This window comes from Streptomyces sp. NPDC085866 (assembly GCF_044541035.1).
Taxonomy (GTDB): domain Bacteria; phylum Actinomycetota; class Actinomycetes; order Streptomycetales; family Streptomycetaceae; genus Streptomyces.
On record NZ_JBITSQ010000010.1, the window covers coordinates 40056 to 62218 of the forward strand.

The 22163-nt window shown below is 71.5% G+C and carries 20 protein-coding genes; 13 read left to right on the top strand and 7 right to left on the bottom strand.

What is annotated here, in order from left to right; genetic code table 11:
* The first annotated feature begins 55 nt into the window (after positions 1–55).
* The 6 genes from ACIF83_RS25400 to ACIF83_RS25425 all read left to right on the top strand — a co-directional run bounded on the left by ACIF83_RS25400 (position 56) and on the right by ACIF83_RS25425 (position 6030).
* Positions 56–1357: a hypothetical protein gene (locus tag ACIF83_RS25400; RefSeq protein WP_393467248.1), complete on the top strand. Its 1302-nt coding sequence runs from the start codon at positions 56–58 to the stop codon at positions 1355–1357.
* 115 nt (positions 1358–1472) lie between these two features.
* Positions 1473–2063 (top strand): TlpA family protein disulfide reductase, encoded by a 591-nt coding sequence (locus ACIF83_RS25405; RefSeq protein ID WP_393467251.1) that lies wholly within the window; start codon positions 1473–1475, stop codon positions 2061–2063.
* Between the two features lies 1 nt (position 2064).
* A complete protein-coding gene (locus ACIF83_RS25410) occupies positions 2065–2829 on the top strand; it encodes a cytochrome c biogenesis CcdA family protein (RefSeq protein WP_393467254.1) in 765 nt (254 codons plus the stop codon).
* 3 nt (positions 2830–2832) lie between these two features.
* Positions 2833–4524, top strand: coding sequence for a cytochrome c biogenesis protein ResB (locus tag ACIF83_RS25415; RefSeq protein ID WP_398136890.1), 1692 nt, complete (start codon positions 2833–2835; stop codon positions 4522–4524).
* Complete coding sequence (gene ccsB / locus ACIF83_RS25420; RefSeq protein WP_393467260.1) at positions 4521–5603, top strand: c-type cytochrome biogenesis protein CcsB; 1083 nt, start codon at positions 4521–4523, stop codon at positions 5601–5603. Before ACIF83_RS25415 ends, ccsB begins: the two co-directional genes overlap by 4 nt.
* A 25-nt stretch (positions 5604–5628) precedes the next feature.
* Entirely contained in the window at positions 5629–6030 is a 402-nt protein-coding gene (locus ACIF83_RS25425; RefSeq protein WP_393467263.1) for a hypothetical protein, read from the top strand.
* Here the strand turns inward: ACIF83_RS25425 and ACIF83_RS25430 are convergent.
* From ACIF83_RS25430 to ACIF83_RS25450, 5 genes are all read right to left on the bottom strand, one after another.
* Positions 6027–7574: a hypothetical protein gene (locus ACIF83_RS25430; protein ID WP_393467266.1), complete on the bottom strand. Its 1548-nt coding sequence runs from the start codon at positions 7572–7574 to the stop codon at positions 6027–6029. The two genes, ACIF83_RS25425 and ACIF83_RS25430, sit on opposite strands and share 4 nt — an antisense overlap.
* Positions 7574–9670 carry a hypothetical protein gene (locus ACIF83_RS25435; protein ID WP_393467269.1) on the bottom strand — a complete coding sequence of 699 codons (2097 nt, stop codon included), beginning with the start codon at positions 9668–9670 and terminating at the stop codon, positions 7574–7576. Before ACIF83_RS25435 ends, ACIF83_RS25430 begins: the two co-directional genes overlap by 1 nt.
* A gap of 71 nt (positions 9671–9741) precedes the next feature.
* The gene (locus ACIF83_RS25440) at positions 9742–11145 is read right to left on the bottom strand and encodes a condensation domain-containing protein (RefSeq protein ID WP_399730258.1); all 1404 of its coding nucleotides are present in this window, start codon (positions 11143–11145) and stop codon (positions 9742–9744) included.
* A gap of 154 nt (positions 11146–11299) precedes the next feature.
* A complete protein-coding gene (locus tag ACIF83_RS25445; RefSeq protein WP_399730261.1) occupies positions 11300–12265 on the bottom strand; it encodes an isopenicillin N synthase family dioxygenase in 966 nt (321 codons plus the stop codon).
* Complete coding sequence (locus ACIF83_RS25450) at positions 12258–12707, bottom strand: nucleoside deaminase (RefSeq protein WP_393467278.1); 450 nt, start codon at positions 12705–12707, stop codon at positions 12258–12260. Before ACIF83_RS25450 ends, ACIF83_RS25445 begins: the two co-directional genes overlap by 8 nt.
* A gap of 112 nt (positions 12708–12819) precedes the next feature.
* Here ACIF83_RS25450 and ACIF83_RS25455 point away from each other — a divergent pair, with 112 nt between their 5' ends.
* The gene (locus tag ACIF83_RS25455; protein ID WP_393467281.1) at positions 12820–13587 is read left to right on the top strand and encodes a CDP-alcohol phosphatidyltransferase family protein; all 768 of its coding nucleotides are present in this window, start codon (positions 12820–12822) and stop codon (positions 13585–13587) included.
* 187 nt (positions 13588–13774) lie between these two features.
* Entirely contained in the window at positions 13775–14221 is a 447-nt protein-coding gene (locus ACIF83_RS25460) for an RICIN domain-containing protein (protein WP_399730265.1), read from the top strand.
* 96 nt (positions 14222–14317) lie between these two features.
* On the opposite strand, the gene ACIF83_RS25465 is transcribed toward ACIF83_RS25460, so the two are convergent.
* Positions 14318–14920, bottom strand: coding sequence for a TetR/AcrR family transcriptional regulator (locus ACIF83_RS25465; protein WP_393467286.1), 603 nt, complete (start codon positions 14918–14920; stop codon positions 14318–14320).
* Between the two features lie 104 nt (positions 14921–15024).
* Between ACIF83_RS25465 and ACIF83_RS25470 the strand changes: the two genes are divergently transcribed.
* Entirely contained in the window at positions 15025–16893 is a 1869-nt protein-coding gene (locus ACIF83_RS25470; RefSeq protein ID WP_399730268.1) for a protein kinase, read from the top strand.
* A gap of 10 nt (positions 16894–16903) precedes the next feature.
* On the opposite strand, the gene ACIF83_RS25475 is transcribed toward ACIF83_RS25470, so the two are convergent.
* A complete protein-coding gene (locus tag ACIF83_RS25475) occupies positions 16904–17878 on the bottom strand; it encodes a zinc-binding alcohol dehydrogenase family protein (protein ID WP_399730271.1) in 975 nt (324 codons plus the stop codon).
* Positions 17879–18007: 129 nt separating this feature from the next.
* Here ACIF83_RS25475 and ACIF83_RS25480 point away from each other — a divergent pair, with 129 nt between their 5' ends.
* The 4 genes from ACIF83_RS25480 (at position 18008) to ACIF83_RS25495 (ending at position 22079) form a co-directional block, all read left to right on the top strand.
* Positions 18008–18352 (top strand): ArsR/SmtB family transcription factor, encoded by a 345-nt coding sequence (locus ACIF83_RS25480; RefSeq protein WP_393467293.1) that lies wholly within the window; start codon positions 18008–18010, stop codon positions 18350–18352.
* Positions 18353–18464: 112 nt separating this feature from the next.
* Entirely contained in the window at positions 18465–19739 is a 1275-nt protein-coding gene (locus ACIF83_RS25485) for a hypothetical protein (RefSeq protein WP_393467295.1), read from the top strand.
* Positions 19736–21337 carry a substrate-binding domain-containing protein gene (locus tag ACIF83_RS25490; RefSeq protein ID WP_399730275.1) on the top strand — a complete coding sequence of 534 codons (1602 nt, stop codon included), beginning with the start codon at positions 19736–19738 and terminating at the stop codon, positions 21335–21337. The genes ACIF83_RS25485 and ACIF83_RS25490 overlap by 4 nt, the downstream gene beginning before the upstream one ends.
* Positions 21324–22079, top strand: coding sequence for a hypothetical protein (locus ACIF83_RS25495; protein ID WP_399730278.1), 756 nt, complete (start codon positions 21324–21326; stop codon positions 22077–22079). The genes ACIF83_RS25490 and ACIF83_RS25495 overlap by 14 nt, the downstream gene beginning before the upstream one ends.
* Positions 22080–22163 lie beyond the last annotated feature (84 nt).

A 22163-nucleotide genomic window follows, 5' to 3' on the forward strand; every position in this document is an offset into this window, starting at 1 on the left:
CGTCGCGCCCTCTGAATGGGTGACCACCAGCAGGCGCGATGAATCGGGGATTTCCATGCGCACCAACTCCCGGACCCTTTCCCGGAGGGGAATACTCGGCCTCGGCGCGGGCGCGGCGGCTGCCGCCACACTCGTCGGCTGTGGGTCTCTCAAGTCCTCGGACGGCGGTGGGCACGGATCCGGTTCCGGGAACTCGGCCGGGGGAGGCGGAGGCAAGAACGGCGGGGTCAAGGCGCGGCCCATCGGCGACGGCTCCACCTCCTTCACCGGCAAGCAGCCACACCAGCCCGCCAAGCCCGAGCCGCTGGAGCCGGGGCAGACCCCGCCGCAGTTCGTGATCTTCTCCTGGGACGGCGCCGGCGAGGTCGGCAACGGACTCTTCCCGCGCTTCCTGGACCTGGCCAAGGAGCACGGCGCGAGCATGACCTTCTTCCTCTCGGGGCTGTACCTGCTGCCCGAGTCGAAGAAGCGGCTGTACGAGCCGCCGAACAATCCGCGTGGCGCCTCCGACATCGGCTACCTCACCGACGAGCACATCAAGTCGACGCTGGCGGGCGTCCGCCGGGCCTGGCTGGAGGGGCACGAGATCGGCACCCACTTCAACGGGCACTTCTGCTCCGGGACCGGCACGGTCGGCAACTGGACCCCGCAGCAGTGGTCGAGCGAGATCACGCAGGCCAAGGCGTTCGTGAAGGAGTGGCGGACCAACACCGGCTGGACCGATCTGCCCTCGCTGCCCTTCGACTACGACAAGGAACTGGTCGGCGGCCGCACGCCCTGTCTGCTCGGCCAGAACAACCTGCTGCCCACCGCGCAGAAGCTGGGCTGGCGCTACGACGCCTCCTCGCCGGGCGGCCGCCAGGTGTGGCCGGAGAAGAAGCTGGGGATCTGGGACCTGCCGTTGCAGCAGATACCTTTCCCCGGACGTTCCTTCGAGGTCCTGTCCATGGACTACAACATGCTCGCCAACCAGTCGGTCAACTCGACCAAGGCGCCCGCCTACAACTACCCGGGCTGGCGCAAGCAGTCCGCGCAGGCGTACATCGCCGGATTTGAGCGGGCATACAAGACAAACAGGGCGCCGCTCTTCATAGGCAACCACTTCGAGCAGTGGAACGGCGGCATCTACATGGACTCCGTCGAGGAGGCCTTCAAGCACATCGCGCGCGAGAAGGAGAAGGGTGCGGACGTGCGCCTGGTCTCCTTCCGGCAGTTCGTGGACTGGATGGACGTCCAGAAGCCCGAGGTGCTCGCCAAGCTGCGCACCCTGGAGGTCGGGCAGCAGCCGGCCGGGGGCTGGAAGGGCTTCCTGCGGGACGCCAAGGGCGCCAAGTCGGCCTCCTCGGACGCCGCCTGAGGGGCAGCCCGGCAATGCGCCTGAAATGTCCGGAGTAAATACCTCCTGAAATGCGGTTTTCCACCCGCCAGGGGGGTGCGCGAAATCCCCGGAACAGGCATGCGAAACTTTTCACATGAGTACCCGTAGCCGCGCCGTCCTGCTTGGCGCCATGGCCGCCGCGGCGGCCCTGACCCTGTCCGCGTGCGGCAACGGCGGCACCTCCGGCGGGGGCGGCAACACCGGCTTCGTCACCGGCAACAGCGGCATCGACACCGTGCCGCAGGGCAAGCGGGCCACGGCGCCCGACCTGTCCGGCAAGACCATCGACGGCAAGCCCCTGGACGTCGCCGACTACAAGGGCAAGGTCGTCGTGATCAACGTCTGGGGCTCCTGGTGCGGACCGTGCCGGGAGGAGGCCAAGTACTTCTCCAAGGTCTCCCAGGCGTACGAGGGCAAGGGCCTCCAGTTCGTCGGCATCAACACCCGGGACACCAGTACCACCCCCGCGGTCGCCTTCGAGAAGGAGCACGGGATCAGCTACCCGAGCCTGTACGACCCCACGGGCAAGCTGATGCTCCGCTTCAAGAAGGGCACGCTCAACCCGCAGCTGATCCCGTCCACGCTCGTCATCGACAAGGACGGGAAGGTCGCCGCGCGGGCGCTGGAGGCGCTCGACGACACCACCCTGCTGAAGATGGTCAAGCCGGTCCTCGCGGAGAAGTGACATGAGCGGACTCGTCACTCTGGCCGCGCAGAACCAGACCGTTCTTCACGGGGCCCTGCTGGTCGCCCTGCCGATCGCCCTGCTCGGCGGCCTGCTCTCCTTCTTCTCGCCCTGCGTCCTGCCGCTGGTGCCCGGCTACCTCTCCTATGTCACCGGGATCGCCGGAACCGACCTGGCCGAGGCCAGACGCGGGCGCATGGTGGCGGGTGCCTCCCTGTTCGTGCTCGGCTTCAGTGCCGTGTTCATCTCCGGCGGGGCGCTGTTCGGCTCCTTCGGCTGGACCCTGCAGGTCCACAAGGACGTTCTGTCCAAGGTGCTCGGCGTGCTGATGATCGCCATGGGCGTCCTGTTCATGGGGCTGATGCCCTGGCTCACCCAGCGCGAGTTCCGCTTCCACAAGCGCCCGGCGACCGGCCTGGTGGGCGCGCCGATAGTCGGAGCCCTGTTCGGGATCGGCTGGACCCCCTGCATCGGCCCCACCCTCGCGTCGGTGAACGCCCTCGCCATCGAACAGTCGAGCGCCGGGCGCGGCGCCGTGCTGATGGTCGCCTACTGCCTGGGCCTCGGCGTGCCCTTCGTGCTCGCGGCGGTCGCCTTCCGCAAGGCGCTCGGTGCCTTCGGCTGGGTAAAGCGCCACTATGTCTGGGTGATGCGCATCGGCGGCACGATGATGATCGTGACCGGTGTGCTCTTGCTGACCGGGGCCTGGGACCGCCTGGTGCAGGAAATGCAGACCTGGTCCGACGGCTTCACTGTGGGGATCTGATCGATGAGCAAGACCGAAACCGACAACGGCCAGGAGCAGGAGGACCTGGGGGCGGCCGGCTCCCAGCTGTCCACCGCCCCGCAGGAGGAGATCGCCTCCGTGCCCGGCCTCGGCGTCATCGGCTGGGCCCGCTGGTTCTGGCGGCAGCTGACCTCCATGCGGGTCGCGCTGCTGCTGCTCCTGCTGCTGTCGCTCGGTGCGATCCCCGGCTCGCTGATCCCGCAGACCGGCGCCGACGCCGCCAAGGTCGACGACTTCCGCCAGGCGCACAGGACGCTCGCGCCGATCTACGACAAGCTCGGCCTGTTCCACGTCTACAGCTCGGTGTGGTTCTCCGCGATCTACATCCTGCTGTTCGTCTCCCTCATCGGCTGCATCATCCCGCGCACCTGGCAGTTCGTCGGCCAGCTGCGCGGCCGCCCGCCGGGCGCCCCCAAGCGGCTCGACCGGCTGCCCGCCTACACCACCTGGCGCACCACCGCCGAGCCGGAGCAGGTCCGCGAGGCCGCGCTCGCGCTGCTGAAGAAGCGCCGCTTCCGCGCCCACCTCGCCGGTGACGCCGTCGCCGCCGAGAAGGGGTACGTCCGGGAGCTGGGCAACCTGGTCTTCCACGTCGCGCTGATCGTGCTGCTGACCGCCTTCGCCTCGGGCCAGATGTTCAAGTCGGACGGCACCAAGCTGATGGTGGAGGGCGACGGCTTCTCCAACGCGCTGCCGATGTACGACGACTTCAAGTCCGGCAGCCTGTTCAGCACCGACGAGCTGGTGCCGTTCAGCTTCGACCTGAAGGACTTCGAGGGCACCTACGAGCTGACCGGCCCCAATCGCGGCACCCCGCGCACCTTCCAGGCGAAGATCACCTACAGCGAGGGCGCGTACGGCAAGGAGAAGCCGGCCACCGTCAAGGTCAACCAGCCGCTGGAGATCGGCGACTCCAAGGTCTACCTGGTCAGCCACGGCTACGCGCCCGTGATCACCGTCCGCGACGGCAAGGGCACGGTCGTCTACCAGGACGCCGTGCCGCTGCTGCCGCTCGACGGGAACGTCACCTCGCAGGGCGTCATCAAGGTCATGGACGGCTACCGCAACGCCCAGGGGCAGAAGGAGCAGCTCGGAGTCCGGGCCTTCTTCCTGCCGACCTACGGCGGCGGCGCCTCGGTGCTCTCGCAGTTCCCCGCCCTGCTGAACCCGGTGCTGAACCTGGAGCCGTACCACGGCGACCTCGGTGTCAACTCGGGCCTTCCGCAGAGCGTGTACCAGCTCGACAAGAGCCACATGAAGGCGTTCAAGGACGCCAAGGGCCTGCAGCTGCGCGGGAACCTCAAGCCCGGACAGACCCTGCAGCTGCCGAACGGCGCCGGCTCGATCACTCTCGAGAAGGACATCAAGGAGTGGGCCGGCTTCGAGATCGTCCAGGAGCCGGGCAGCGGCTGGGCGCTCGGCGGTGCCCTCGCCGCGATCTTCGGTCTGGCCGCGTCCCTGTTCATCCAGCGCCGCCGCGTGTGGGTGCGGGCGGTGCGCGGCGCCGACGGCGTGACGGTCGTCGAGATGGCCGGGCTCGGCCGCAGCGAGTCGGCCAAGGTGCCCGAGGAGCTGGGCGACCTCGCCGGAACCCTCTACGACCGGGCGCCGGGGGCACCCGACCGCGACTCCAACGAATCCGACGTCGTACCTGCCGAAGGGGCTGAGAAGTGACTCTCGCCGCCGCGACCAACGAACACCTGGCCAGCATCAGCAACACGCTGATCTACTCGTCCATGGCCGTCTACACCCTGGCCTTCTTCGCCTACATCGCCGAGTGGCTCTTCGGCAGCCGCAGCAAGGTGGCCCGTACGGCCGCGGCGCTGACCTCCGCCGGCGAGCAGGAGGCGAGCGGCCCCGCCGTCACCGTCAAGCAGGCCGGGGGCACCGCCGTACTGGAGCGGCCCAAGGTCGTCGTGCGCTCCGCGTCCGGCGCCCGGGACGTGCCGGACGGTCCCGGTGCGCACGGCGGGGACGAGCAGGGCGACCTCTACGGGCGGATCGCCATCTCCCTCACCGTGCTCGCGTTCCTGGTGGAGCTGGGCGGGGTCGTCGCCCGCGCGGCCTCCGTGGAGCGGGCGCCGTGGGGCAACATGTACGAGTTCAACATCACCTTCTCCACGGTCGCGGTCGGGGTGTACCTCGGGCTGCTGGCGCTGAAGAAGAACGTGCGCTGGCTCGGCCTGTTCCTGATCACCACGGTCCTGCTCGACCTCGGTCTGGCCGTCACGGTCCTGTACACCGCGAGCGACCAGCTCGTCCCGGCCCTGCACTCGTACTGGCTCTACATCCACGTCTCCACCGCGATCTTCTGCGGCGCGGTCTTCTACGTCGGTGCGGTCGCCACGATCCTGTACCTGTTCAAGGACTCGTACGAGAACAAGCTGCAGACCGGCGGCAAGCCCGGCTCCTTCGCGACCTCGGTCCTGGAGCGCCTGCCCGCCTCGGCGTCCCTCGACAAGTTCGCCTACCGCGTCAACGCGGCGGTCTTCCCCCTCTGGACCTTCACGATCATCGCGGGCGCGATCTGGGCGGGCGATGCCTGGGGCCGCTACTGGAACTGGGACCCCAAGGAGACCTGGTCCTTCATCACCTGGATCGCCTACGCCTGCTACCTGCACGCCCGTGCCACGGCCGGCTGGAAGGGCCGCAAGGCCGCCTACCTGGCGATGATCGCCTTCGGTTGCTGGCTGTTCAACTACTACGGCGTCAACATCTTCGTGAGCGGCAAGCACTCCTACGCGGGCGTCTGAGCCGCCGGTCGCCCACACTGGTGCCATGAGCGGTTCCATCGCACAGGGCACCAGTCAGACCCACGGGAACACGCACATACTCCACTTCCTGGTGCGGCTCCCGAGGTCCATGGAGCAGGTCTGGCCGGCGGTGGCCACCCGGCAGGGGCTTACGGAGTGGTGCACCGCCGCCGACGTCCTCGAACCCCGGCTCCACGGTCTGGTCACCCTGCGTGACCTGGGTACCGGCCGGGTCACCGCGTGGGACGTGGACCGGGTCGCGGAGTACACCGTGGAGGGCGGCGGCCGCATCCGATTCCACCTGGAGCGGGACGGGGACACCGCGAGCGTGCTGCGCTTCACCCACGAGTTCAAGGGCGAGGGCGAGTCGGAGGCGGGCTGGCGGGCCAGATTCGAACGACTGGTCGATTTTCTCCGGCGCCCCTAGGACGGCGGCAGGCACTCCTTCGTCGGTGGCCTGTCCTCCGGCCAGGCGATCTTCACGAAGCGGGAGCCGCCCTCGGGGGTCAGTTCCACGATCGGGACGGCCTTGTCGTACGGGTTGCCGTGTACGTCCAGGCAGATCCAGCCGCTCGCACCGCTCACCCGGAGCGAGCCCTTGACCTGCGGCCACTGGAGCCCGACGTCCGTGAGGGCCGGGACGTTCCTGCCGTCCGGTACCGCCTCGCGGATGCCGTGGACCGCCAGCTGAAGGGCGTCGTAGCCGATGATCAGCTGGCCGTCGTCCAGGGCGACCGAACCGATCGGCCCGGACGGCCCCCGTTCGGCGGCGGTCAGCAGCCGCTGCAGCACCCCGAAGTCCGCCGCGGAGCCGCCGGTCTTCGCCGGGTCCCTCGTCCAGGCGTCCGGGTGGGCGAGGGAGGTGTAGCGGACGGAGAGGTTGTGGCGCAGAGCGTCGCGGTCCAGGTCCCTCTCGTGGGTCAGGTACGACGCCTCGTCGCCGGTCAGGACGGTGAACTTCCGGTCCTGGCAGCCACGTCCGCCGAGCGCGTTGATGAACTGCCGCAGCTGCGTGTGCCGTCCCGCGAACAGGATCGTGTCGGTCTCCCGGGAGGTGTCGCACACCAGGTGCGTGATCTGCCGGAACGTGTTCGCCGTCGTCCCCTCCTTGCTGCGGTCGGCGGGCGGCGTGAACGGCTGCGGCTCGTACGGCGAGCCCTTGATCAGTGCCGCGAACGACTCCTGCAGCGTCCGGGTGTACGGGTCGCCCGGCTTGTCGTACACCAGCAGCGCCCTGCCCGCGCTCACCTTGGCGAAGGACGCCAGCGCGCGGGCCTCGTCGGTGTTGGTCGGAGACACCCGGGCAAGGCCGGGGTAGGGGTCCGTGCCACCCTGCCCGTTGGCCAGGTCGTCGGCGGTGATCGAGGAGCCGACCACCGGGATCCCGAGCCGGGTCAGCGCCTGGACGGCCTGCTTGTTGTTGTCGGTGCTCTGCCCGATCCCCGCCACGGCCCGCAGCCGGTCCGCGCCCGTCGTCATCCGCTTCAGCCGGTCCACCGTCTGCTGCCAGTGGTCCCCGGTCGCGCCCGGGTTGGCCAGCACCAGCCGGATCGCGGGCGCCTCCCCGTTGGACTCGTGGTTGGCCTGGTACTGCGCCAGGTAGGCGCCCTGCAGCTGGTGCTGGATGTCGTTCAGGTTGGTCGCGGAGGTGGAGCTGTACGGGAGCATCAGCGCCACCGTCACGTAACTGCCGGGCTTGAGTCGGTCGTTCTCCCGGGCGACCGCCCGCACGACGTCCTTCAGCTGTGCGTGCCCGAAGTCGTACGAGCCCGTCGCCACGCCCACGCACTCGTCGCTGTCCTGCGGCCGGGACACCCCGGGCGCACAGGACCGGTCCTCGTGCATGAGCGCCCGGCCCGCGAAAACCAGCCCCGTCACCAGGGTCGCGGTCACCAGCAGCGCCAGATAGCGGCGCAGCGGGATCTCCCACACGCTCTCGCGCACCCACGTGCCCACGCCTCTGCGTGCCATCACGCCTCCCCGCTGCGGTCGTCCGGGCCGTCGTCCGTGTCGTCGGGGTCGTCGGGGTCGGCCATCGGGCGCCCGGCGAGCGCCGCCGCCGGCCAGTCCCGGGACGCCCGCCACAGCAGCGCGTTGGCCGCCGGCCGCAGGTTGGACAGCTGCTCCAGCTCGAAGCGGAGCCGGTCGCACACCTTCGGATCGGGCAGCACCAGCGGATCGCCCAGCTGCCACACCGCGTGCAGCAACCGCCGTGTCCGCAGGTGCAGTACGGCGTCCGCGCCCTCGGGCGGCTCCTGCCCGGCGTCCGTGCGGCCGAGCGCGATGGCGGCCCGCCGGTCGCCGTGGCCGGTGAAGTCGCGGCCGTCGGCGTCGTGCGCGTGGAAGTAGGGCGCCGACGCCACGAAGCGCAGGGTGCGCAGCCAGCTCCGGATGTCCGCGGTGTGGAAGGTGTCACGCAGATGGGCGACTGCCGACTCCGAGCTGCCCAGGGCGAGTTCGTGATGGAGCCGGTAGCGGGCCTGCTCGGGGTCCGGGTAGTGCGCGATCAGCGTCTCGTGCGCCGTACGCCACGACGCGTGGTCGGCGTCCCGCAGATGCAGCCTCAGCAGCAGCAGGGTGCGCACGAAGGGGTCGCCGACGAACCGGCCCGGCTCGGCCGGCAGCCCCTCCTCGGCCAGCCGGGTCCGCAGGGCCCGTACGTCCGCCGGGCCGAAGGTGTCCGGCAGCAGGGCCGCGGCCAGCGCGCAGGCCGAGTCGTGGTCGTGGGCGGCGGCCAGCACGGTCAGCTCGTCCAGGTGCTCGGCGGGCACCAGCCGGTCCAGCAGCGCCCGGTAGGCGGGGGCGGCCTCGTGGTCCTCGTCCAGCCGTACGCCGGTGGTGAGCAACTCGCCCAGCGAGACGGCCCGGTTCTGCGCGGCGGACTCGGCGAGCAGGACGATGCCCAGTGGATTGCCGCCGGTCAACCGGTGTGCCGCGTGCGGTAGTTGGGGCGGGACCGGGGTGTCGTCGCAGACGGCGCCGACGATGTGCAGGGTGTCGTCCGGGCTCAGCGGGGGAAGCGCGACGAGCAGCGCCCGCGAGGAGGGGGCCGCGTCCGGGGTCCAGCCGCTGCGCCGGGCCACCTCGGGCAGCTCCCGCCGGACCGCGCTGCGCAGCTCCTCGCGGCCCTCGCCGCGCCGGGCCGCGACGAACGCCACCTGGTCCGCGATGCCCTCGGCGCGGTCGCGCAGCACGGCCTCCACGAGCCCGGGCCCGGGCGCGGTCTGCGCGTCGTCGATCAGCACCAGGGGCCGCCCGAGCCGCTGCATGCGCGGCAGCACCCCCGCGTACGCCTCCGTCAGGTCGGCCAGCAGCGCCCGCACCAGATACCGCTCGGCGTGCTCCCGGGAGGTGCCGCCCGCCCGGAAGTGCCCGGACAGCAGCATGAGCCCACGCTGGGCGTGCCCGCCCGCGTTCGGGTACGTCCGGTACCAGACCGACGCCTTCTGGTGCCGCCGGCTGGTGAAGCCCTCGGCGACGGACTCCAGGGTCGCCTCGATCGCCCCGGACAGCAGCGGCCCGGTGCCGGTGGCCGCAGCGACCACCTTGGCCGCCACCTTCCCCGCCCAGCGGCCGGCCAGACCGCTGATCCACGAGCCGCTCTCGTTCAGCAGCAGGATCCGCTCGACCTCCCGGCGGATCCGCTCCGAGTCGGCGTCGCCCCAGCCGCTCGCGGCCACCGCCACCAGGCCCGACATCAGCCGCGGAAAGGTGATCCGCCCGGCGCCCGTCACCGGCGCCGCCAACTGCTCGGCGATCACCAGCAGCGCCTGCGCCACCGGCGACCACGACTCGGCGGGCCGCTCCGCGGGCGGCCTCGCGAACTGTTCCTCCGCGCAGTCGATCAGCGCGACCGGCGTGTGGCCCTTGTAGGCGTCCCGTAACTCGGCCAGCACCGCGCTCTTGCCCAGCCCGCGGGCGCCCGTGAGCACCACGAAGGGCAGCTCGCCCGGGTGCTCGAACGGATGACCACGGTGCTGGTGGGGGCGCAGGCCCACGAGCCGGGGCGCGAGACCGGCCGGATCGACGTCGAACAGCGCTCCGCGCCCGTGCAACCGTCTGTGCACCGCATTCCCCCCTCAACAGCAGTGTAGAAAGGGGTAGTTGTCACTGACCAGGGTCAGTGATGTCCGTTGGGTTACGAAATTTGACCGGGTCGCGACGCCGTCGCCGTGACCAGATCCCGCAGCCGCTCGACGTACAGCCGCATGTTCTTGGCCGCCACGTCGGTGTCCGGATAGCGGCTCGCCACCCACAGGCCGTCGTGCAGCCGGGTGACCCACACGCACACCTGGTCGCCGTACGACACCCGCAGCAGCGCGTACGCCTTCTGCTCGGCCCACCGCGCGGCGCCCGGGATGCCGCGGGCGTCCAGGAACGAGACGATCGAGTACAGGTCGGGGGAGGTCGGCCGGAACTCCGCGCCGAGCAGCTTCAGCACCCGGGCGAGCGGCATGCGCGCGAGTGACCGGCCCGCCTGCAGCTCGGCCCGCACGGCCCGTAGCGTGCTGGGCAGATCGGGAGTGCCGGCCACGGGCACCTCGATCGGGGCGCCGCCCACGAACCAGCCCACCGAGTCGCTCCAGCGGGACTTCACCCGGGTGTGGAACGGCACCACCGTCCGGTACACGGACTGCCCGCCGAGTTCGTGGACGATCAGACCGGTGGCCGCCAGCAGGCCGACCAGGCTGCCGCCGTGGGGCCGGCAGTACGCCTCGAACGCGGCGGCCGAGTCCGCGTCCGCGAGCGGCTCGCAGATCATCTTCTGCGGCGGCAGCGGACCGCCGGGTTCGAGGCCGAGGTCGACGGGGAAGCTCGGCAGCGTTCCGTCGCACCGCCGGACGAACTCCCGCCAGCGCGCGACGATCTCGTGGCCGCCGTCGATGCGGTCGGCGTCCGCCCGCTCCAGCTCGCAGAAGTCGACGTAACTCGCGGCCGGCGTCCGCACCACGGGTCCGCGCCCCCGCAGGCCCGCCGCGTACAGCTCGTGGACCTCGGCGGGGATGCCGTGCAGGGAGTAGGCGTCCACGTTGCTGTGGTCGAAGGCCATGTACACGCTGGTCGAGTCGTCCCGGACGACCGCCGTGTAGATGAGGTTCGGCCAGCGCAGGGCGTCCGCGACGGCGTCGAATCGGTCCTGCAGGTGCCGGGCCAGGGCGTCCGCGTCGCCGAAGTCACCGACCGTCTCGCGCCGCAGGGACACGTCACCGGCGTCGAGGGTGAACCGGCCCAACCGGTCGTCCGCCCAGCGGAAGCCGCTGCGCAGCGTCTCGTGCCGCAGCGTCCAGGCCCGCAGGGACTCCTGGAGCACGTCGAGGTCGACCCGGCCCGGCAGGTCGAAGGCCGTACCGATCCAGGTCGGTACGAACAGCCCGCCGTCCCGTACGGACCTGGCGGTTCTGATGTGCGACTCCTGGATGTAGGCCGGCGGCCGGGAGTCCTCCGGCAGCCCCTCCGCCGTGGCGACGGTGGCCGGACTCAGCGTCCACTCGACGAGCCGTCCCGGCCGGACCTCGCAGCGCTGGATGTCAGTGATTCGCACGCGTCTCCGATCGCAGAAGGGGGCCCTGTGATGTGGGCCCCCTTCAAGGGAATGCCGTCGGACGCGGCCGGGACATGCCCGACCGGGGCATTTCAACGGAACGGATGGCGGGCCGAACGCGGAAGTGATTAACCCATGGTGATCGGATGGGGGTTCATTCGACGGCGATCGAGGTCAGCTTCTCCCGCAGGTACACGTGCGAGTCGACGGGCGGGTACGCCACCCGGCCCACCGGCGCCGGCACGGACTCCACCAGCGTGCCCGGGGTGCACTCGCCGAAGTAGACCAGCGACATCAGCTCCTCGCCGGGCGCGTCGGCGGGCGGCGGCAGCACCCGGTGCCGCCCCGACCGCCACCGGTCGCCGGTCCACCGGGCCATCAGGTCACCGATGTTGATGGTGAAGGCCGCCGGATCGTAGGGCGCGTCCTCCCAGCCGCCCTCGTCCGTGTAGACCTGCAGGCCGCCCTTGCCCGCCTGCCGGTCGAGGACGGTGACGGTGCCGAAGTCGGTGTGCGGCCCGATCCGGAACTGCCCGGGCTCGGGCTCGCCGACGACCTCGGTCCCCGGGTACCAGTTGATGTTGAAGCCGTACGTCGGACGGTCCATGTGCCGGGAGAAGAAGTCGGGTTCGAGCCCGAGGGCGTACCCCAGCAGCGACAGCAGTTCCTTCTCCAGCCCGGCCATCCTGGCGAGGTACTCCTCGCACGGCGAGCGAAGCCCGGGGATCTCCGCCGGCCACACGTTCGGCGCGTACCACTCGGCGTTGACGACCGGGTCCTCGAAGGGCTCGTGCGTGGCGAAGGTCAGCGACTCCTTCAGGTCGGGCGGGGTCTCGGTGCCCTCCGCGTACGCGTTGGCCTCGGCGCCCGGACCCAGCCAGCCGCGCCCGCCGACCTTGGCCTCGTACCGCCGCTTGACCTCTTTGGGCAGCAGGAAGAAGTCCCGGGCGGCCGCACGGATCCGCGCGCGCAGCTCCGGCTCGACGCCGTGCCCGGTGACCAGCAGGAACCCGGCGGTCCGGAGGGCCTGGTCGACGGTACGGGCGAGGGCCGCCCGGGCCTCGGCGTCGCCGGACAGCCAGGGGCGGAGATCGATGGTCGGAATCCGCGGTTCACTCACCGATGTCCTCGTTCCACAGAGCGGGGTTGTCCTTGACGAAGGCGCGCATCAGGCCGACGCACTCGGGGTCGTCCAGCAGCACGATCTCCACACCGTGCCCGGCGAGCCAGTCGTGGCCGCCGTGGAAGGTGGCCGCCTCGCCGATCACCACACGCGAGATCCCGAACTGGCGGACCAGGCCGCTGCAGTACCAGCAGGGGGAGAGAGTGGTCACCATGGTCGTGCCGCGGTACGTGCGCTGCCGTCCCGCCGCCCGGAAGGCCGCCGTCTCCGCGTGCATCGAGGGGTCGTCGTCCTGGACGCGGCGGTTGTGGCCACGGCCCAGCAGGGTGCCGTCCGGGCCGTAGAGGGCGGCGCCGATCGGGATGCCGCCCTCGGCGAGTCCGGCGCGGGCCTCGGCGACGGCGGTGGCGAGCCAGGCGCGGGCCTGTTGCTGATCCATGTCCTCACTGTTCCCCGGTGAGGGTGCCCGGGCAACGCGCAGCGCCCGCGTTCGGGTGGCCCGAACCGCCTCTGTACCCTGGCCCGATCACATCGCGCGGGAGGGAACGCCCATGGTCGCTGCCCCGGTTCTGGAGGAGCTGCGGGAGGTCTGCCAGCCGTACGCCAAGCTGGCGAGCCGCAACGGCGAGCACTGGGCGGGCCGGCTGTACATGCGCAGGGTCTCGCTGCGGTTCACCCGACAACTGGTGCGTACCCCGGTCACCCCGGACCAGCTGACCTGGACCATGGTGGTCTGCGGAATCGCCTCCGGCGCAGCCCTCCTGATCCCCGGCCCGACCGGTGCGGTCCTGGCCGTCGTCCTCATGCAACTGTTCCTCCTCTTCGACTGCGTGGACGGCGAGGTCGCCCGCTGGAAGGGGCAGAACAGCGCGACCGGCATCTACGTGGACCGGCTCGGGGCGTACCTCGCGGACGCGGCGCTGATGGTGGGGATCGGGTTCCGGGCGGCGGAGAACGGCCTCGGCGGCTGGCTCTCGCTCGGCATCGCCACCGCACTCGGGGTGGTCCTGCTGAAGGCCTCGACCGACCTGGTGGACGTGGCCCGGGCCCGGCGCGGGCTCGGGGTGGCCGACGACGAGTCGACCCGGCCGCGGTCGCAGGGCGTGGCCACGGTGCGGCGGCTGGCGGCGGCCTTCAAGATCCACCGCGTGACGAACGGCATCGAGGCGTCCCTGGTCCTGCTGGCGGCGGCGGTCGGGGACACACTTACGGGCGGGGTGGAGGTGACCCGCTGGGCGCTGGTCGGCCTGGCCGCGATCACCTGGCTGATGGTCCCGGCCCACCTGCTGTCGATCCTGGCGTCGTCGCGGCTGCGTTAACGCATTGCTGGGGGTGATCGCGTCGGGGTAGCGTGACACCGACCTCAATGATCGATTCGGCATGTCGACCGCTGTCACCCCTCACCCTCGGGTGAGCACAGCGCACTCGCCGCTCACCGGTCTACACCCGCAGGTGAGGCAGCCGTTGCCGCCGGACACGACATTCGACCTGTGAACGGGGAACTCCATGAAGAAGCGTTTGGTGGGCAAGTTCGTCGCGGCGGCATTCCTCGCCCCGGCGTTGGCCTTTGCGGGGACGGGGCAGGCGTTCGCCGCCGACCACGCCGTCACCTGGAAGAGCAAGAGCAACGGCGAGTACCTGGCCTACTTCAACGGCAAGGTCCGTACGACCTCTGCCACCGGGGCGAGCATGAAGTGGGACGAGAACAAGCAGTCCGACGGCTCCTTCACCATGAAGCACCACCTCACCGGGAAGTGCCTCGACAGCAACAGCAACGGCGCCGTCTACGTGGGTGCGTGCAACGGCGGCAACTACCAGAGGTGGTACGAGAGCAACGACGCCTCGGGCTGGCACCTGCAGAACAAGGCGACCGGGCTCACCCTCGGGCTGGCGCCCAGCGGGGCCGTCGTCACCGCTCCCGACGCGGGCGCCCCGCGCCAGCGCTGGAGCTGATCCGCAGCTCGTTGCGTCGAGCAGGTCGGGCCGGTCCGCATCCGTTCGAGACGGGTGCGGGCCGGCCCGGCCTCTTCATGTACGCCTGGACGGCGCTCACTTCGGCTCCGCGCCGACCGACCGCCAGATCCTGTCGGGCAGAATCACCGCCGCCTCGTCGAGGTCGACGTCGTCGATGCCGGAGAGCCAGCGGCGGGAGATGCCGATCACCGGGCCGAGGATCAGCGATTCGAGCAACGCCGGCGGCAACGGGGCGAGTTCGCCGGAGGCGACGTATCTCTGGGCCCAGGCGGCGAGGGGGGACAGGCGGGCCTCCTGGGCGTCGCGCAGGCGCTTGCCGTCGGCCATGCCCGCTCGGTCGGCGTAGGAGGAGTGCAGGAGCAGGGCGGCCTCCCGGTGCTCCTGGACGAAGCGCAGGTAGGCCGTGACCAGCGCCCGGATGCCGGTGTGGGCGGTGCGGGTGCCCTCCAGGGCCTTGACCAGCTCGTCCAGCAGCCGCCCCAGCCAGCGCAGCAGCAGCGCGTTCAGCAGGCCGTCGATGCTGCCGAAGTGGTGGTAGAGGCTGCCCAGGCTGACCCCGCTCGCCCTGGTGACGGCACCGACCGTCAGGCCCTGGTCGCCCGCCTCGGCGTACACGCGCAGCGCGGCGTCCAGCAGCTGCTCCACGGTGGCTTCCCCGCGCTGTTGTTTGCGGCTCATTCTGGAATACTTTTCTAGAAACTTATTTCGGAACAGCTTACTGCCTGGTAGGTAGTGCCTGCCAGGCCTCGGCTCGTGGGCACGCTGAACTCAGGGGGAGAGACTTGAACGGGGAACAGAACGGGGTCGAGCCGCTGGAGGACGACGATCCTCGGCGGATCGGACCGATCCCGCTGCTCGGCCGGCTCGGGGCCGGCGGCATGGGGCGGGTCTACCTGGGCGTGCACGAGGGCCGGTACGCGGCCGTCAAACAGGTACTGCCCTCCGTGGTGGGTGAGGACCAGGACTTCGTACGGCGCTTCGGGCACGAGCTGGACAACCTCTCCCGGCTGCCTGCCGGGGCCACCGCGCCGCTGCTCGCGGGTGACCGGGCCGCCCGGCCGCCGTGGTTCGCCACCGCGTACGTGCCGGGGCTGACCCTGCGCGAGGCCGTGGAGGCGCACGGCGGGCCGTTGCCGCCCGGGGCGCTGTGGCTGCTGCTGCGGGAGGCGGCGGCGGGGCTGGCGGCGGTGCACGAGCTGGACATGGTGCACCGGGACGTCAAGCCGTCGAACGTCATGCTGACCCTGGAGGGGGTCACCCTCATCGACTTCGGTGTGGCCCGGGCCGCCGAGCAGAGTCAGCTGACCCGGACCGGCATGGTGGTGGGGACTCCCGCCTACATGTCTCCCGAACAGGCGTCGGGGGCAAGGCGGTTGACCGGTGCGGTGGACGTGTTCGCGCTGGGATCGGTGATCGCGTTCGCGGCCAGCGGCCGGCCGCCCTTCGGTGACGAGTCCGGGCACGGCGTGCTGTACCGGATCGTGCACGAGCAGCCCGATCTGGCAGAACTGCGGGAAGCCGACGCGGAGTTGGCCGCCGTCGTCGCGTCCTGTCTGGACAAGGATCCCGAGGGCCGGCCCACCGCCGCCGAGCTCGTCGAACTGGCCGCCGGGCGGGGCCCGTCGGAGCCCCCGCTGTGGCCCGGGTCCCTCACCGAACGGCTGACCGCGCGGGCGGCGTTCGCGGCGCAGGTGCCGGAGGTGACGGAGGTGCCGGAGGCGGAGCCGGCATCCGGGCCGGAAGCGGAGGCCGGGTCGGAGCCCGAGGTGGTCGTACGGCCCGGCGCGAAGCAGCGGCCGGCCGAGCGGCCCCGCGAACGGCGTCGTACGCGCATCCTGTTGGCCGTCGTGCCGGCCGTGGTCGTCGTCGGTACGGCGACGCTGGCCTTACAGCTCCTGCCGTACGCCACCGACTCCGGCCGGAAGGACACCGCGGGCACCCCCGAGGCCTCCGTGTCCGCGTCGGCCGATCAGGCGCCCGGCCAGTCCTCCGCGAGCCCGTCGGGCAGCGGGAAGCCGGGCGGGAAGGGGTCGGCTTCTCCCGCGGCCAAGAAGAAGCCGGGCAAGGGAGATTCGGGCGGCGGCAAGGAGGGCTCGGGTGCCTCGGGCGACTCCGGTGGCTCGGGCTCGGCGGGCGGTGGCAGCGGCAGCACCGGCGGTACCTCGGGATCCGGCTCGGGCGGCTCGTCCGGCGGTTCCAGCAGCTCCGGCGGCTCCTCCGGCGGTTCTTCGGGCGGCTCCTCCTCCGGCGGTTCCTCCTCCGGAGGGACCTCCACGACCAGCCCCGGTACGGGCTCCTTCCGGCTCAAGAACGGCGAGAACGGCAAGTGCCTGATCCAGGTCTACGGCTCCACGGGCCTCGGTGACTGCTCGGACTCGTCCGCCAAGTGGACCTTCCGCAGCGCCTCCGGCGGCAGCGTCAAGGTCGTCAACGTGTCGACCGGCGCGTGCCTGAGCGCGAACGGCAACGGCCAGGCCGTCTTCGTCGGCGACTGCTCCCAGAGCAGCAGTGTCCGCCTGTGGAAGACGGGCTCCGGCAACTCCCTGCGCACCGTCTACGACGGCGGCTGCCTCGACCTCGCCTTCGGCGGCGGGACGGCCGAGGCGACCTGCCAGTCGGGGGCCGCCTCCCAGAGCTGGTCGAGGACGTGAGGTGGGGCGCCTAGGCGTTCACGCGGAGCAACAGCTTCCCCGTGCTCGTCCGGGCGCCCATCAGCCGGTGTGCCTCGGCCGCCTCCGCCAGCGGGAACTCGGCCGTGACCGGCAGGGCCACCGTGCCGTCGACCGCCTTGGCGAAGGCCTGTTCGGACAGGCGGCGCAGCTCGGCCGGGGCCGTCCTCGCGAGGGTCAGGATGGAGAAGCCGGAGACCGAGATGCCGAGCGGGTACAGCTCGGGCTGGCCCACGGTCCACGGCTCGGCGGAGCTTGCGTTGCCGAAGGAGACCAGGCGGCCGAAGGGGGCGAGGGAGGCCAGGCCCGCGCGCAGGGTGTCGCCGCCGACGGGGTCCAGGACCAGGTCGACGCCCCGGCCGCCGGTGGCCTGCCGCACCGGGTCCTGGAAGGCGCCGACGAACACCTCGTCGTAGCCGTGCTCCTTGGCGTAGGCCGCCTTCGCCGCCGAGGACACCACGCCGAACACCGTCCCGGCACCCGCTGCCCGGGCCAGTCGGCCGGCCACCGTGCCGACGCCGCCCGCCGCTCCCTGGACGAGGACCGTCTCGCCGGGCTGCAGCCGGCCGACCGTGTGGATCAGGGCGTAGGCCGTCGGCAGGACCGTCGGGAGCGTGGCCGCCGTGCGCAGGTCCATGCCCGCGGGGAGCGGGAAGACGGTGGTCGTGTCGGCCACGGCCACCTCGGCGTACGCCCCGCCCTCGGTCAGCGCCGCCACCTCCTGGCCGACGGCCAGGCCGGTGACGCCCGCGCCGAGTGCGCGGATCCGGCCGGAGACCTCGAGGCCGGGGACGTACGGCAGCCGCGGCACCCGGTAGCCCTCCGCGCGGGCCTTCAGGTCGGCGAAGTTCACGCCCGTGTAGGCCACCTCGATGCTCACCTGGCCGGGGCCGGGCTCGGGCGCCTCGGCCGTCACCGCCTTCAGCACCTCGGGACCGCCGTACTCCTGGAACTCGACCGCGCGCATGCCGTACCTCCGACTCGGGAGAGTGTTCAATGAAAAGCGAACACTCGCGAGTGTATGATTTTCATCGAACACTCGGCAAGCGCACACTCGGCAGGCGTGCGAGCGGGACACGGCAGCGAGGAGGGCGGCATGGCCGCGAGCAGTCACCGGGCCGCCCCGGAGCACACCCACCCGGACGAGGTGCCCGTCCTCACCGCGCTCGCCGCCCTCGCCGATCCCGTACGCCTCGCCCTGGTCAGGGAGTTGGCCGGGTCCGCCGAGTGGTCCCGCAGCTGCGGCAGCTTCGACGTGCCGGTCGGCAAGGCGGCCCTCAGTCACCACTTCGCGGTGCTGCGCGGGGCGGGTCTCGTCGAGCAGCGGGACGAGGGGCCCAAGCGGGTCAACCGGCTGCGCCGGACGGAGTTCGACGCGCGCTTCCCGGGGCTGCTCGACCTCGTCCTGAACACCCCCGACCCGGGTTCCCGACAGGGCTGACCCGAGGCCCTGACAGACCTTCACATTCCTTTTGGTGCCCGTTCGTTGAGCGTTCGGGCCGGAGTCTCCCCGGCTGCGGACGATCCTGCCCCCGCTCACGCAGGAGTACCGGGTGGCCACGCAGAGAACAGAGACCGACAGACCTCGTCGTACCGGTGAGCCCCGCCTGAAGGTCGGCGCTCCGACGGTCTTACCCAGCCCGCGCTCCCGCGTGCGCCGGCTGGCCCCGCGCGCCGTCGCGGCCGCCACGGCGCTCTGCGCGCTCGTGGTGTTCGTCCAGGGGCATGTCACCCTGCCGTTCACGCGCATCGTCACGATCGAGGCCAAGATGGCCTCGAAGGCCGACTACTTCGAGGATCCCGAGGTCCAGCGGCTCCTCGTGCGGCACGGCTTCCGGGTGCACATCACCCGCATGGGCTCGCGCGGCATCGCCGCCCAGAACTACGACAGCTACGACGTGGTCTTCCCCTCCGGGCAGCCCGCCGCCGACCTGATCACCAGACGGCGCGCGGCCGAGGGCCACCCGGCGACGACGTACCGCCCGTTCGTCAGCCCGATCGTGCTCGGCACGTACCGCGAGTACGCCGAGACGCTGCAGGAGGCCGGGATCGCCAACCCGCTGCCGGGCGTGCCCGCCGGGGCGAAGCCGCTCTACTACTCGCTCGACATGCAGAAGTTCCTGCGGACGACCGCCGACGGACGGCGCTGGGACGGCCTCGGTGTCGAGCGGCACGGCATCCACAACGGCAACAAGGTGCTCGCCCAGACCTCCGACATCTGCGAGGCCAACTCGGCGGGCACGTACCTGGGGTTGGTCTCCTACGTGTGGAACCACGACAACATCCCGCAGAACGTGACCGAGGCGACCCGCTTCGCCGAGCGGATCCGGCTGCTGCTCAACGACCAGGGCATGCCGTCCTCGGAGAAGAACGAGACCTACGTCTCCGCCGAGGGCAAGAGCATCTCCCCGATCGCGGTCATCTACGAGCACCAGTTCCTGGCCCACCAGCTCGCCGCCCGGGCGGACTCCGGCCACGTCGACAGCGAGCGCGTCCTGCTCTACCCGTCGGCGCAGACTGTCACCGAACCCCAGCTCATCGCGCTCACCCCGCAGGGCAGCCGGCTCGGCGACCTGATCACCACGGACCCGGCCCTGCAGAAGCGCGCGATGGAACTGGGCTTCCGGGTCCGCGACGCCGCCGGTGCCGCCTCCACCAGTGACGCGCTGAGCCGGTTCCTGCGCGCCCGCCACATCCAGGCACCCGTCCTCTCGGCCGACGACACCAAGGCCGTACTGCCCCGCCTCGAACTGCTGGAGCGGATGATCGAGGTGGTCGGGGACTGTGCCCCGGTCGCGCAGTCGGCGGCCGGCGGGGAGGCGCCGTGACCGCACGCCAAGCGGGCGCCCGGCCCCTCGGCCTCGCCCTCTGCCTGATCCTCCTCGCCGCCCTGGTCTCCTGCTCCGGCGGCGGCAGCGGCCCCGACACCACCCTGCGCGTGCTGGCCAGCGACGAACTCGCCGACATGAAACCCCTGTTGGACCAGCTGCGCGAGGACACCGGGGTCCGCCTGGACATGGACTACAGGCCGACCAACGACGCCGGCGACACCCTGCTGACCGGCCGCCACTCCTACGACCTGGCCTGGCTCTCCTCCGACCGCTACCTCCGGCTCCGGGCGAAGCAGGCCCCCGCCGGGGCCACCCCGGCCACCGGCGTGCAGCGCACCTCGATCATGCGCTCGCCGGTCGTGGTCGGCCTGACCCAGGACGTGGCACGGCGGCTGCGCCCCGAGGTGCCCGGCGGACGCCTGTCCTGGGCGGACATCGCCGACGCCGCCGCCACCGGCACTGTCCGCTTCGGCATGGCCGACCCCCGGCACAGCAACAGCGGCCTCGCCGCGCTCGTCGGCGTCGCCACCGCCGCGGCCGGCACCGGCGGAGCGCTGCGCCCCGAGGACGTCAGCTGCGACCGGCTGCGCGGCTTCCGCTCCGGCCAGAGCCTCACCGCCGAGACCTCCCACGACCTGCTCGACGCCTTCGCCGGCCACCCCGGCCGCACCAACGCCCTGATCACCTACGAGTCCGAGCTGCTGACCCTGAACGCCTCCGGGCGGCTCGGGCAGCCGCTCGACATCGTCCACCCCGCCGACGGCATGGTCCTGTCCGACTACCCCCTGCTCCTGCTCGACCCCGCCCGCCGGGACGCCTACGACCGGGTGGTGGAGTGGCTGACGGACGCCGGCCACCAGCGGGACATCATGCGGCGCACCCTGCGCCGCCCGGTCAACACCGCCGTCCACCGCGACGAACGGCTCAGGGCGCCCCTGGACAACGCGCTCTACTTCCCCGACGACCCGGCCGTCCTGGACCGGCTCCTGGACGACTACGGCGACCCCCGGCGCCGCGTCGCCGACCAGGTGATCTTCCTGCTCGACTTCTCCGACTCCATGCGCGGCGCCCGTACGACCGCGCTGCGCACCGCGTTCGCGGGCCTGAGCGGGGCGGACTCCTCGGCCGTGGCCAAGTTCGTCCGCTTCTACCAGGGCGAGCGGCTGACCGCGGTCCGCTTCGGCGGCCGGCCCCTGGACGAGCGCACGGTCACCGTCCACGGCGCGGCCGACCTCACCCGGCTGGAGGACTTCGTCGCCGGCGGCGGCTACGACGGCTCCACGGCGATCTGGTCCGCCCTGGACCACGGCTACGCCACTGCCGAGCGGGCCGTGCGCGAGGACCCCGGGCGGGCGGTGTCCATCGTGCTGATGACCGACGGCGAGAACAACGCGGGCATCGGCCGCGCCACGTTCGTCAGCCGCTACAAGGCCCGCCCCGCCGACGTCCGCGCGGTGCGCACCTATCCCGTCCACTTCGGGGACGCCGACACGGCGGAGCTGCGGCAGGTCGCCTCGGTGACCGGCGGCCGCATGGTCGACGCCCACGACTCGTCCCTGTCCACCGCGTTCAAGGAGATCCGTGGCTGTTCTTGACGGCACCTGGTGGAGCGCCTGGTGGGGCGCGATGACATGGTGGCTGGCGGCCTTCGCCGGCCTGCTCGTGCTGGCCGTGCTCGTCGTACGGCAGGCCCTCCGGAGGGCCAGGAAGGCACCCGAGGACCCCAACTACCTTCCGCTGTACCTGGACAACGACGCCGTCATGGGCCTGTTCAAGATGGGCAACTACCGGTCGGCGCTGCGCCGGGAGGTCGAGGAGCGGCGGGTCCGCAACACCGGCTGTCTGGCGGTGATTCCGCTGGTGTCCCTGCTGTTCCAGCTGACCGGTGGCAGAACCACCGAGGTGGTCGCCAAGTACGTCGAGAACAGCGAGCCGATCTCGGTGATCGGCCTGCTGCTGTCCGTCCTGCAGCGGGGGGACGCGCTCGTCCGGGTACGGCTGCGGCGGGAGTCCGGAACGGTCACGCCGAACCGCGCACTGCTCGCGCACGCGGCCGACGACGAGGTGGTGCTCAGCGAGATCGGCGAGTTCGTCATGATCACCGGCCGGTTCGAGGCGCAGGGCACCCAGGGGGAGACGCTGGTGATGCGGGCCCCCTACGGAGACGGTGAGCAGGCCGCGCACCTGCGGGTCGTCCTGCGCGTCGAGGGGCTGCGCACCCCGGACCGGCAGCTGCCCGAGGGCGAGTTCCAGGCCCACTGCCTGGGCAAGGTGACGAGCTGGCGCTCCGGCACCCGCGAGGTCGTGCTCCAGTACCCGGTGGCCGTCTTCCAGTGAGGGCGTGCGACCTGCGCCCATCGGCACCTCCGATGCCCCCATCGGCAGGACGCCCCACCAGCGCGTGGACCGGCACCGGCGGCC